The sequence below is a fragment of the Sandaracinobacteroides sp. genome (assembly GCF_057137845.1).
In genome coordinates, this window is the sequence record NZ_DBNHFX010000111.1 from 1 (window position 1) to 12,066 (window position 12,066).

Consider the following 12,066-nt stretch of genomic DNA (forward strand, 5'->3'; position numbering starts at 1 on the left):
CCGGCGTCAGGCCCGGCGACACGATGAACCCGGCCCCGGCCGCCATCGCCGCATCCAGATCGCGCACGTTCAAAACCGTTCCCGCGCCGACGATTGCGCCCGGAACCTCTTTCATGCGGGCGATCACCTCCAGCGCGGCAGGGGTCCGCAGCGTCACTTCCAGCACCCGGATGCCGCCCGCGACCAGCGCCTCGGCGATCGGCACGGCATGGGCCGCTTCGTCCACCACCAGCACCGGAATGACCGGCCCGGTCCGCATGATGCGTTCTATCGGCTTCATTGCATTTTCCTTCAGACGTCTTCCCGGTTGAACAGTGCGGCCGCCGCCCCCAGCAGACCGGGTTCCGGGTGGGTGATGTGCAGGATCGGCAGCCCCGACATGCGCATTTCAAACCGCCCCTTGGCAACGAAGCGGGCGTGAAAACCGGAATCCGCCAGCAGATGCCTGACGCGCGGCAGCATCCCGCCGGCCAGCACCACGCCCTGCGCCGCATGGGCAAGCGCCAGATCGCCGGTAACGCTGCCCAGCGCCAGACACCAGCGATCGAACGCCGTTCTTGCCAGCGCGTCGCCGCCCGTCAGCGCCGCTTCCCAAAGCGCGGTGTCGGCGCGGGGGGGAACCGCGCGCCCCTCGATGCTGGCAAGTGCCGCATGGATGTTCACCAGGCCCGGCCCAGACACCAGCCGCTCGACCGAGACGCGGCGATAGCGTTCCCGCAGATGGTGGAGGATCCTGTCTTCCAGACTGTCGAGCGGGGCATAATCGATGTGCCCGCCTTCGGTCGCAACCACGCGCGGATGCCTGCCCGTCAGCAGCAGCGCCACGCCAAGGCCGGTTCCCGGCCCGACGACGCTGACCGCCCCTTCGGCCGGAAGCGGCGCGTCCGGGCCGGCCAGATGTTCGAACATGTCCGGCGGGCAGACGGAAACCGCATGCGCGACTGCGGCAAAATCGTTGATGAACAGCGCCTCGTCGAGGCCAAGCTGTGCGGCCGCCGTCGCCGGGCGGATCGCCCACGGGTTGTTCGTCAGCTTCAGCAGGTCGCCTTCGATCGGGCAGGCAACCGCTATCGCCGCCCGCGCAGGTGCTGCCCGCCCCAGCCGGCCGCGATAGGATTGCACCGCCGTTTCCAGGCTGGCGAAATCCGCAACCTTCAGCTTCGCTTCGTGGCCAAGCAGGATTCGACCATCGGCGGCGCGCGTCGCGATGGCAAAGCGCGCGTGGGTTCCGCCGATATCGGCCGCCAGCACCTCGGTCAGCGGCATCAGAGCCCCGCCGCGTTCAGAAACGGCGACGCGCCACGTTCGGCGCCTTCGGCCGACTGCCGGAACAGCGCAAAAAGTTCACGCGCGGTTCCATGCGCATCGGCCGGAATCGGCGCGGGCGTTCTAGCGTTGAAGGCCGCTTCATCGACCAGCACATCCACCTGCCCATCGTTCGCGCACAGGCGGATCATGTCGCCGTCACGCACACGCGCCAGCGGGCCGCCTTCGTGGGCTTCGGGCGTCAGGTGGATCGCCGACGGCACCTTGCCGCTGGCGCCCGACATGCGCCCGTCGGTCAGCAGCGCCACGCGGAATCCCCGGTCCTGCAACACGCCAAGCGGTGGCGTCAGTTTGTGCAGTTCGGGCATGCCGTTGGCGCGCGGCCCCTGAAAGCGCACCACGACCACCACGTCGCGGTCAAGTTCGCCCGCCTTGAACGCGGCGGTGACTGCGGCCTGATCTTCGAATACGCGGGCAGGCGCTTCGATCGTCCAGCGTTCCGGCTCGACTGCGCTCGTCTTGAAGATGCCGCGCCCCAGATTGCCCTGCACAAGCCGCATCCCGCCATCCGCCCGAAACGGGTGTGCGACCGGCCGGATGATGGTTTCGTCGCGGCTTTTCGCCGGTGCCGGACGCCACACCAGTTGGCTATCGTCCAGATCCGGTTCAAGCGCATAATCGCCAAGATCGGCACCGGCGACTGTAAGGATATCGCGGTGCAGAAGGCCCGCATCCAGCAGTTCGGTGATCGTGAACGCCATGCCGCCTGCGGTGTGAAACTGGTTCACGTCGGCCTTCCCCGAAGGATAGACATGCGCCAGCAGCGGCACCACCGCCGACAACTGGTCCATGTCCTCCCAGTCGATCAGGATGCCTGCCGCGCGCGCTATCGCCGGCAGGTGAATCGCATGGTTGGTCGATCCGCCCGTCGCCAGCAGGCCGACGATCGCATTCGCAATCGCCCTTTCATCGACACAATGGCCCAGTGGGCGCCAGTCCTTGCCGCCGTGGCCGATCCTCGTCAGTTGATGGACGGCCGCGCGCGTCAGTTGCTGGCGCAGCGGCGTCGCCGGGTGCACAAACGCAGCACCGGGCATGTGCAGGCCCATGACTTCCATCATCATCTGGTTGGAATTGGCCGTGCCATAAAAGGTGCAGGTGCCCGGCGCATGATAGGCCGCCGATTCTGCGTCCAGCAGTTCCGACCAGTCGGCCTTGCCCTCGGCGTAGCGCTGGCGGACGGCCGCCTTGTCGGAATTGGAAAGCCCCGACGGCATCGGCCCGGCCGGCACCAGAATCGTCGGCAGATGCCCGAACCTGAGCGCGCCCATCAGCAGCCCCGGCACGATCTTGTCGCAGACGCCCAGCAGCGCAACGCCTTCGAACATGCCGTGCGACAGCGCAACCGCCGTCGACAGCGCGATGGTGTCGCGGCTGAACAGGCTCAACTCCATGCCGCTCTGGCCCTGGGTCACGCCGTCGCACATCGCCGGCACACCACCGGCCACCTGTGCCGTCGCGCCCGCCTCGCGCGCCCAGACCTTCATCTGTTCGGGATAGCGGCCGAACGGCTGATGCGCCGACAGCATGTCGTTATACGAGGTGACGATGCCGATGTTGAACGCCCGCCCCTCCTTCAGCGTCTGCTGGTCCTGCTCGGCGGCGGCGAACGCGTGCGCCAGATTGGAACAGCCCAGCACTTCACGCCGGACGCCCTTTTCCGATTCGCGTGCGATCAGTTCGAGATAGCGGCCGCGGCTATCGCGAGAGCGTTTGACGATACGCGCAGTGACGGCTTCGAGAACGGGATTGAGCGGCATTTCAGGGGCACCAGTGGATGTCGATCGCCTGGTTGGCGTCGGCCAGTACCCGCCCGATCGGATAACGGGAACCAGCGCCTTCCTTCAGGGCCGTTTCCAGCACCTTGCGCTTTTCCTTGCCCTGAATCGAAATCAGCACCGATCGCGCAGAGACGATCGCCGACCGCGTCAGCGTGACACGGGCAACCGGCGCCTCGGCCGGCAGCGGATCCGGCGTCACGCCGACCGCCCGATGCGGCGCAGTCAGGGCGGCATCGAGATCAGGGCCGGAAAAGATCGACGCGGTATGCCCGTCGGCGCCCATGCCCAGCCAAACCAGATCGAGCGGCCAGTGGATCGCCTGCAGCCGCGCATCGGCCGCCCGCCCGGTGTCGGCGACCGAAAGATCGCCGCCCGACAGCGGCAACACCCTGGCGCCCAGCGGCAGGAAGCGTTCGGCAAGCATCCGCACGTTCGACATCGGGTCGGTGACAGGCACCAGACGCTCGTCGGTCGGCAGCAATGTAACCGATTTCCACTTCAGCTTTGCCGCGCACAGCAGATCGAGAGCGGCCTGCGGCGTGCGGCCGCCGGGAAACGCCGCCACCGCATCGCCGCGCGCATCGAGCGCGGAATCGATCAGAAAACGGACATCGCCCGCCACGGCCTCGGCCATGTCGTCAGCGTCGTCATATTCCCACCATTCCACCTCGATCATTCGGCTATCCTTTGAAACGGCACCCGCGCCACCTTCACGCCTGCACCCCTAGTCGTTCCAGCTTGCGTTGTCGCGTTCGATAAGCGCGATCGCAGCCGATGGCCCCCAGCTACCGGCGGTATAGGGGCGCGGCTGCATGCCGTTCGCTGCCCATCCCGCGCGGATCGAATCGATGAACGCCCATTGCGCCTCTACCTCGTCGCGGCGGACGAACAGGGTCTGCCGCCCCTCGATCAGGCTCAGCAGCAACTGCTCATAGGCGATCCGCCGCCGCGCCTCGGCAAAGGCGTTGCGCTGGTCGATGTCCAGCGACACTTCGCGCAGCCGGGTTCCGCCCTGGTCCAGCCCCGGCACCTTGGCCATCAGCTTCAGTGAAATATTCTCGTTCGGTTGCAGGCTGATCAGCATCCGGTTCGCCAGCAGGCCCTGCACATGCTCGCCAAAGATCGAGTGCGGCACCGGCTTGAAATCAATCAGGATTTCCGACTTCCTGACCGCCAGCCGCTTGCCCGTCCGCAGATAGAAAGGCACGCCCTTCCAGCGCCAGTTGTCGATGTGGGCTTTCAACGCCACGAACGTCTCGGTGCCGCTGGGGCGGCCCAGTTCGTCGGCGTAGGCCGCGACCGGCTGCCCGTCGATCGCTCCCGCCACATACTGACCGATCACACTATGGGTCTGTGCGGTCGCGCCGTCGATCGGCCGCAACGACCGCAGCACCTTCACCTTTTCGTCGCGCACGCTTTCCGCGTCCGACCGGGCCGGAGGCTCCATCGCCACCAGCGCCAGAAGCTGCAACATGTGATTCTGCACCATGTCGCGCAGCGCGCCGGCGCCGTCGTAGAAATCGACCCGCCCTTCCAGCCCCACGGTTTCAGCAACGGTGATCTGCACATGCGATATCGCATCCGCCCGCCACAGCGGCTCGAACAGGGTGTTGGCGAAACGCATCGCCAGCAGGTTCTGCACGGTCTCCTTGCCCAGATAATGATCGATGCGGAATATCCGCTGCTCGGGGAAAGCGGCGGCGACGGCATCGTTGATTTCGGCCGATGTCGTAAAATCGGTGCCCAGCGGCTTTTCCAGCCCGATCCGCACGTTCGGCCCGGCAAGGCCCGCCGCCTGCAACCCGGCGATCGTGGGTTTGAACAGCGATGGTGCAGTCGAGAGGAAGATCGAAATCTGCTCGGTGGTGCAGCCGTCCGTGCCACAGGCGGCGTCGCGCAGGCGGTGGAAACCCGCCATGTCGGTTGCGTCGAGCGGCACATAGAACAACTGGCGCAGGAACGAAGCGGCCTTGTCGTCGTCGCCAAGCCCGGCGGCCACATGCGGGGCGATCGCCCTGGCTGCCATCGCCCGGAACGCTTCGTCGTCGTGCGGCGAACGGGCCGTGCCGACGATCCGCACGTCGGCCGCCAGCAGCCCGTCGACCGAAAGGCCATAGAGCGATGGCAGGAGCATCCGCCGCGAAAGATCGCCGGTCGCACCAAAGAGCAGAACTGCCGTCACAATCTTCTCCGCCTGTGCAGCCATCCCCGGCCGCGCCAGCCATCTGGACCATCGACGTGCGGATGTGAAGCCACCCGTAACGACATGCGACGACCCGGCACCGGCGGCGGCGTGCGCTGCCTGCACACAGGCTGTTGCGAGCGCGCCTGCCCTCAAGTATCAGGTCCGGCATTTCATCTTCCGTTGCATCGTGGTGTTGCATCGCAAAACGCAAAGGGTTCAACCGCGTGGCCTCCGCCGTAAGTGCCGTTCCATCCGCCGCCCGCATGGCCATGATCGACAGCCAGCTGAAGCCGTGCGGCGTCATCTCGCCGCGCGTGTCGGCCGCCTTCTTCGAGGTCGAGCGCGAACGCTTCGTCGCCGCCGGGCGGCAGGGCCTTGCCTATGTCGATGCGCCGCAGCCCCTGGGTGAAGGCCGCGAACTGCTGGCGCCGCTCAGCCTCGGCCGTCTTGTCGAGGAAGCCTCGATCCAGCCCGCTGACCGGGTTCTGATCGTGGGCGCCGCAACCGGCTACTCCGCCGCCATCGTCGCGTCGCTCGGCGCTTCTGTCGTGGCGCTCGAATGCGATGCCACCCTTGCAGCGCAGGCGCGGGAAAATCTGGCCAGCCTCTCCACGACGGTCGTCGTCGAAGGCCCGCTGGACAAGGGCTGGGCCGAAGCTGCGCCCTATACCCTGATCCTGATCGACGGCGCAGCCGAAACGCTGCCCGCCGAACTGGTCGCCCAACTGGCCGAGGGGGGCCGGTTGCTGGCGATCATCGTTGGCAACGATGGCGTAAGCCGTGCCGCACAAGGCGTGAAACGGGCCGGGCAGGTGCAGCCCGAACCCTTCGCCGAGGCGCCCGGCGCCATCCTGCCGTCCTTTGCGAAGGCGCCCGCCTTCCGCTTCTGAAAGCCCCCTCATGCTGAAACATGTTCTTCTGGCGTCCGTCCTGATCGCTGCGCCCGCGTCCGCTGAAACCCTGGCCGATGCGATTGCCGCCGCCTACCAGACCAACCCGACCATCGGGGCCGCACGGGCGCAACTGCGACAGACCGACGAGGCTGTACCGATCGCCGCCGCCGGCATGCGCCCCAAGCTCGACCTCACCGGAGACTTCACGCAGCAACTGACCCATGACGTCCGCTCGGCCGGGCAACTGTGGCGCGGCGGTGTGGCACTGCGCCAGCCCATCTATCAGGGCGGGCGTGTGCGCGCTGGCATCTCGGCGGCCGAAGCGCAGATCGCAGCGCAGCGGGCGCGCCTTCGCGCTACCGAATATCAGGTGATCGTCGACACCGCGACCGCCTACGCCGATGTGCTGAAGACCGACGCGCTGGTCACCCTGAACGAGGGGCAGGAACAGTTGCTGATCCAGCAGTTGCGCGCCTCGCAGGACCGTTTCCAGGTCGGCGACCTGACCCGCACCGACGTCGCGCAGAGCGAAGCCGCGCTGGCGCAGGCGCGCGCCGGGCTTCAGGGCGCGCGCGCCCAGCGGACGCTGGCGCGGCAGGCCTATCGCCGCCTCGTCGGGCACGACCCGGTGGATCTGCAACCGCTGCCGGCGCTGACCAGGCTTCCCGACACCGACGAAGAAGCGCGCAATCGCGCGTCGGACGGCAACGCCAATCTGGCCGCCGCCCGGTTCGCCGAAAAGGCGGCAGGCGAGAACGTTCGCGTTGCGAAGGCCGGACATGGCCCGTCGGTGGCGCTGAATGCCGGCGCGCTTTATGTGCATGGAACCGACACCGTGGCGGCGCTTACGGGTTTCACGCCATCGCTTGGCGTGACCGCCAGCATGCCGCTGTTTTCGGGGGGGCTGATCCCGGCGCAGGTCCGGCAGGCGCAGGCGGCGCAAAGCCAGGCGCTGGAAAACATCACCTATGCCGAACGCACTGCAGTAGAGGCGGCAACCGACTATTTCGGCCTGTTGCGCACTTCGGAAGCCCTGATCGAATCAGCCAAGGCGCAGATCAGCGCCAACGCGCTCGCTGCCGAAGGGGTAAAGCAGGAAAACCTCGTCGGCAGCCGCGACGTGCTGGACGTGCTGAACGCCGAACAGTTGCTGCTGAACTCGCGCGTAAGCCTCGTGCAGGCCGAGCGCGACCGCTACGTCAACGCCTACAACCTGTACATGGTGATGGGCGCGCTTGAAGATGTGCTGGATGGTGCGCCTATCGGCCGCTATGATGTCGAGGCCAATGCCAAAAGGGTTCGCGGCAAGGGCTGGCAGGAATTCGGCTATGATCCGGATCCGCAAAAAGATCGCACTCGCAACCAGGCGCCGCCGTTGGTGGGGCCACGGCAATGAACCGGACCCGATGAACCGCAAAGCGCTCGACCCGAACCTGGCCTCGATCCTCGACTCGATCCGCGCAACGGTCAGCGCTGACGAGCCGCCGGTAAGGCTCGTCCACCCGGAACCCGACGATCGGCCGGCGGCCGAACCAATAGCCGCCGCGCCCGATGCAACATTGGCCGACACCGACGCCCAGCCCGCCGCCCGCAAGGCCAGGGCCGCGCGCAAGGCCGGGCCGGTACCGCAGGCAGAAGGACGCTCGGTCGAGGAGTTTCTGGCCGAACTTATCCGGCCGCAGGTGAAAGACTGGCTGGACGCGCACCTGCCGGAACTGATCCAGAAGATGGCGGCCGATGAAATCGCCCGCCTGATCGGCACCAAATAGGCGGCGCGCCAGCCGCGATCACGATCGCCGCAGTGTTGAACCTTCCCATGGGCGCGGCCACGGGCTAATCCCCGCGCCATGCTCGAGAAGACTTTCACGCCCGCCTCTATCGAAACGCGCTGGTATCAGCACTGGGAAGATTCGCAGGCTTTCCGCCCGGCGCGCCCCGATGCGCGACCCTACACCATCGTGCTGCCGCCGCCCAACGTCACAGGCACGCTGCATATCGGCCATGCGCTGAACCAGACGCTGCAGGACATCCTGATCCGCTGGCAAAGGCTGAAAGGCGCCGACGCGCGCTGGATCGTCGGCACCGATCACGCCGGCATCGCAACGCAGATGGTGGTCGAGCGGACGCTGGCCGGCGACGGGCAGACGCGGTCGGGGCTGGGCCGCGATGCGTTTCTGGCGAAAGTCTGGGAATGGAAGGCGCAGTCCGGCGGCGCCATCACCCGGCAGATGCGGCGGCTGGGCGCAAGCTGCGACTGGCAGCATGAACGCTTCACCATGGACGAGGGCTTCAGCAAGGCCGTCAGCCATGTGTTCGTGACGCTGCACCAGCGTGGACTGATCTATCGCGACAAGCGGCTGGTGAACTGGGATCCGAAATTCCAGACGGCGATTTCCGATCTGGAAGTCGAAACCCGCGAGGTGCAGGGCCATTTCTGGCATCTGCGCTATCCGCTGGCCGACGGATCGGGCCATCTGGTGGTGGCGACCACCCGCCCGGAAACCATGCTGGGCGACACGGCGGTCGCGGTGAACCCCGAGGACGAACGCTACCGCCACCTGATCGGGCAGGAAATCGCCCATCCGCTGACGGCAAGGCGCATCCCCGTCATCGCCGACGAATGGGCCGACCCCGAACTGGGATCGGGTTGCGTAAAGATCACCCCGGCGCATGATTTCAACGACTGGGCCGTCTATGAACGCCACCGCCAGATCGGCTGGATCAACGTCCTCGACGCCAACGCCCGTATCCTGACGGACGATGACAGCATCCCCGAAGCCTATCGCGGCCTCGACAGGTTCGAGGCGCGCAAGCGCATCGTCGCCGATCTCGACTCCCTCGGCCTCCTCGAACGGATCGAGGACAAGCCCGTGCAGGTTCCGCACGGCGATCGTTCGGGCGTCGTCATCGAGCCGTGGCTGACCGATCAATGGTATGTCGATGCGGCAAAGCTTGCCGTCGACGCGCGCGACGCAGTCGCCGACGGACGCACCGGTTTCGTGCCGAAGACCTGGGAAAAAACCTATTTCAACTGGATGGACAACATCCAGCCATGGTGCATTTCGCGCCAGCTCTGGTGGGGGCATCGCATACCGGCATGGTACACGCCCGACGGGCAGGCGATCGTCGCCGAAACCGCCCGAGAAGCGCAGGCCATCGCCGGTGCCGGCGTGCCGCTCAGGCAGGACGAAGACGTCCTCGACACATGGTTTTCCTCGGGGCTGTGGCCGTTCGCGACGCTCGGCTGGCCGCAACAGTCCCCTGACCTCGACCGCCACTTTCCGGGCGACGTGCTTGTCACCGCGTTCGACATCATTTTCTTCTGGGTCGCCCGGATGATGATGCAGAGCCTCGAACTCACCGGCAAGGCGCCGTTCCAGACAGTCTATTGCCACGGCCTTGTGCGCGATTCCAAAGGCCAGAAAATGTCGAAGTCGAAGGGCAACACCGTCGACCCGCTCGACCTCGTCGATCGCTATGGCGCCGATGCGCTTCGCTTCACGCTGGCGGCGTCGGAAGCGCAGGGCCGCGATGTGAAGTTCGATGAAAAGCGGGTGGAAGGCTATCGCAACTTCGCCACCAAGCTGTGGAACGCGGCCCGTTTCGCGCAATCGCAGGGGATCCGTGCTTCCGGATCAGACACGCCGCCACCGGCAACGCACCCGGTCAACGACTGGATTCTGGCGGAAACCGCAAGGGCCGCCACCAGCGCCGAAGCCGCGCTGCAGGCGCTACGGTTCGATCAATATGCGCTTGGCCTTTACCATTTCGTCTGGAGCATCTTCTGCGACTGGTATCTGGAACTGGCAAAGCCGCTGCTCGCCGAAGAAGGCCCGCTTGCCGATGAAACCCGTGCGGTCGCAGGCTGGGTGCTGGACCGCATCCTGCTGCTGCTGCACCCGGTCATGCCGTTCCTGACCGAGGAGCTTTGGCATGCGCTGGGTGATCGCAGCCACGACCTCATCGTCGGCCAATGGCCAGCCACCGGCCCTGCCGTCACGGCGAATGCCGAAGGCAACGAAATCGGCTGGCTGATCGACCTGATCTCGGCCATCCGCTCGGCCCGCACCGAACTGAACGTGCCGCCCGGCGCAAGGCTTGCGCTGCATGCCGTAGAAGACGATCCGGAATCGCTTGCCCGGCTTGCGCGTCATCGTCCGGCGCTGGAACGGCTTGCGCGCATCGGAACCATCGAAGCCGGCCCGGCACCGGCAGGTGGTGCTGCACAGGTGGTGGTTGGCGGGCGCACCTATGCGCTGCCGCTTGCCGGCGTGATCGACCTTGCGGCCGAACGCGCCCGCCTGGAAAAAGCCGCGGCACAAGCCGCAAAGGAAGCGTCGGCGCTGGCCCAGCGCCTTGCAAACCCCGGCTTTCTGGAACGCGCAAATCCCGAGGCAGTGGAAAAGGCGCGCGAGGACCACGCTGCCAGAACCGCCGAAGCAGAACGCCTGCGCGCTGCCCTCGGGCGGCTGGGCTGAGGTCGCTGCATTTACCGCAGATGTGTCGATAATTTTTACAGGCAGGCAAAATGCCTGCATATTAAAGCATTGAATATAAACGAACTCATAAATGGCATGATAGTTGCAGTTGCCTTCAGGCCGGCATGGTGGCTGCCCGATGTGCCCGGCGTGACGAGGGAACGCGAACGTCGCGGCTCGCACGGGAAGGTCTGAGGAGACACCATCATGCTGAAGAAATTTCTGCTTGCAGTAAGCGCGCTGGCCTCGGTGCCGGCGATTGCCGCAACCAATGTGCCCCTGCCGAGCAACGCCTACATCACCATGGGCGGCCTCGACTGGGCCTGGGCGGCGCCGCTGCCGCACAGCAGCTTCACCAACCCGCTCAGCTATCAGGGCGGCCTGGGCTGGCGCCTGCCGACTGCGGCCGAACTGGCGGCAGCCCCGCTGGCAACCGACTTTCTGTTCGCTGGCGGGAATGTTCCGTTCAATGGCTCGGACCCAATTAGCGGTTCGACTTTCTCGGCCACGAACGGCGCCTACACCGGCGACGGTGCCTGCGCAGCCGGATACTTCGACACCCAGTACACCCACTGCGACTGGCAGGACGGCCTTGGCCAGACCTATGGCCCGTGGGCGGGAATGCCGAATGCATACAGCTTCGCCGAACAGCTCTATGTGCGCGATGCTTCGGGTGCCATTCCGGAACCCGCCACCTGGGCGATGCTGATCGTCGGCTTCGGCCTCGTCGGCTTCGCCGCACGGCGGAACTCGGCCCCCGCGCTGGCCTGACCGCGTTTTCGTCAATGGATCGGGGCGTCGGCGCACATGCGTCGGCGCCCCTTTCAATGCGTGGGTGGCAGCAACGGAACGGGTTCGTCCGACCGGGGTGCAGACGGCGCCCCGCGCACCAGCAGCAAATACATCACCGGCGTCACCACCCGGCTCAGGATGGTCGAGGAAATCAGCCCCCCGATGATCACCCACGCCAGCGGTGAATACAGCCCCGAACCCGACAGCGCCAGCGGCAGCAACGCCAGCACGGCAGTCACGCTCGTCAACAGGACGGGCAGGAAGCGCACTTCACCCGCCTTCTCGATGGCGTCGCGCAGGCCCATGCCCTGCTGGCGCAACTGCGTCGTGAAATCGACCAGCAGGATCGAGTTCTTGATCTCGATGCCGATCAGGGCCACGAACCCGATGATCGCCGTATAGCTGATGGAATTGCCGGTCAGGAACAGGGCGATCAACCCGCCGAACATGCCCAGCGGTATCACGCCCGCCACCACGATCGTTTCCCGGAAGCGGCCGAATTCCAGTACCAGGATGGCGAAAATGCCGAACAGCGCCAGCAGGATCACGCCGCCCATGCCGCCGAAACTCTTGGTTTCGGCCAGCGCCTCGCCGCCCTGCTTCAGCGAATA

At 66.2% G+C, this 12,066-nt stretch carries 10 protein-coding genes and 1 pseudogene; 5 read left to right on the forward strand and 6 right to left on the reverse strand.

All coding sequences use genetic code 11. The annotated features are described in order from the left end of the window. From AC16JP_RS05795 to zwf, 5 genes are all read right to left on the reverse strand, one after another. Positions 1-280 (reverse strand): beta/alpha barrel domain-containing protein (locus tag AC16JP_RS05795; protein ID WP_484339658.1); only part of this gene is annotated, 280 nt, incomplete at its 3' end. Positions 281-291: 11 nt separating this feature from the next. Beyond that, positions 292-1,266 carry a glucokinase gene (glk, locus tag AC16JP_RS05800; RefSeq protein WP_484339659.1) on the reverse strand — a complete coding sequence of 325 codons (975 nt, stop codon included), beginning with the start codon at positions 1,264-1,266 and terminating at the stop codon, positions 292-294. Further along, entirely contained in the window at positions 1,266-3,086 is a 1,821-nt protein-coding gene (gene edd, locus AC16JP_RS05805; protein ID WP_484339660.1) for a phosphogluconate dehydratase, read from the reverse strand. Before edd ends, glk begins: the two co-directional genes overlap by 1 nt. A gap of 1 nt (position 3,087) precedes the next feature. Then, positions 3,088-3,783, reverse strand: a complete 696-nt coding sequence (gene pgl / locus AC16JP_RS05810; RefSeq protein ID WP_484339661.1) for a 6-phosphogluconolactonase — start codon at positions 3,781-3,783, stop codon at positions 3,088-3,090. Between the two features lie 48 nt (positions 3,784-3,831). Beyond that, positions 3,832-5,313, reverse strand: a complete 1,482-nt coding sequence (gene zwf / locus AC16JP_RS05815) for a glucose-6-phosphate dehydrogenase (RefSeq protein WP_484339662.1) — start codon at positions 5,311-5,313, stop codon at positions 3,832-3,834. A 248-nt stretch (positions 5,314-5,561) separates the two neighbouring features. Here zwf and AC16JP_RS05820 point away from each other — a divergent pair, with 248 nt between their 5' ends. From AC16JP_RS05820 to AC16JP_RS05840, 5 genes and pseudogenes are all read left to right on the forward strand, one after another. Beyond that, complete coding sequence (locus AC16JP_RS05820) at positions 5,562-6,182, forward strand: protein-L-isoaspartate O-methyltransferase family protein (protein ID WP_484339663.1); 621 nt, start codon at positions 5,562-5,564, stop codon at positions 6,180-6,182. Positions 6,183-6,192: 10 nt separating this feature from the next. Further along, complete coding sequence (locus AC16JP_RS05825) at positions 6,193-7,581, forward strand: TolC family outer membrane protein (protein ID WP_484339664.1); 1,389 nt, start codon at positions 6,193-6,195, stop codon at positions 7,579-7,581. Between the two features lie 10 nt (positions 7,582-7,591). After that, on the forward strand, positions 7,592-7,954 hold the full coding sequence (locus tag AC16JP_RS05830) for a DUF2497 domain-containing protein (protein WP_484339665.1): 363 nt from the start codon (positions 7,592-7,594) through the stop codon (positions 7,952-7,954). Positions 7,955-8,032: 78 nt separating this feature from the next. Beyond that, the gene (locus tag AC16JP_RS05835) at positions 8,033-10,663 is read left to right on the forward strand and encodes a valine--tRNA ligase (protein WP_484339666.1); all 2,631 of its coding nucleotides are present in this window, start codon (positions 8,033-8,035) and stop codon (positions 10,661-10,663) included. A gap of 672 nt (positions 10,664-11,335) precedes the next feature. Continuing rightward, a pseudogene (locus AC16JP_RS05840) lies at positions 11,336-11,434 on the forward strand (PEPxxWA-CTERM sorting domain-containing protein); the annotation flags it as partial. Positions 11,435-11,487: 53 nt separating this feature from the next. On the opposite strand, the gene AC16JP_RS05845 reads toward AC16JP_RS05840, so the two are convergent. Continuing rightward, the coding region (locus AC16JP_RS05845; RefSeq protein WP_484339667.1) for an efflux RND transporter permease subunit at positions 11,488-12,066 on the reverse strand (579 nt) is incomplete at its 5' end.

Bases quoted from the DNA above. Each gene is read 5' to 3' on its own strand.
- edd (WP_484339660.1), bottom strand. From the start codon at position 3,086: ATGCCGCTCAATCCCGTTCTCGAAGCCGTCACTGCGCGTATCGTCAAA.
- AC16JP_RS05820 (WP_484339663.1), top strand. From the start codon at position 5,562: ATGATCGACAGCCAGCTGAAGCCGTGCGGCGTCATCTCGCCGCGCGTG.
- zwf (WP_484339662.1), bottom strand. From the start codon at position 5,313: ATGGCTGCACAGGCGGAGAAGATTGTGACGGCAGTTCTGCTCTTTGGT.
- AC16JP_RS05825 (WP_484339664.1), top strand. From the start codon at position 6,193: ATGCTGAAACATGTTCTTCTGGCGTCCGTCCTGATCGCTGCGCCCGCG.
- glk (WP_484339659.1), bottom strand. From the start codon at position 1,266: ATGCCGCTGACCGAGGTGCTGGCGGCCGATATCGGCGGAACCCACGCG.
- AC16JP_RS05830 (WP_484339665.1), top strand. From the start codon at position 7,592: ATGAACCGCAAAGCGCTCGACCCGAACCTGGCCTCGATCCTCGACTCG.
- pgl (WP_484339661.1), bottom strand. From the start codon at position 3,783: ATGATCGAGGTGGAATGGTGGGAATATGACGACGCTGACGACATGGCC.
- AC16JP_RS05835 (WP_484339666.1), top strand. From the start codon at position 8,033: ATGCTCGAGAAGACTTTCACGCCCGCCTCTATCGAAACGCGCTGGTAT.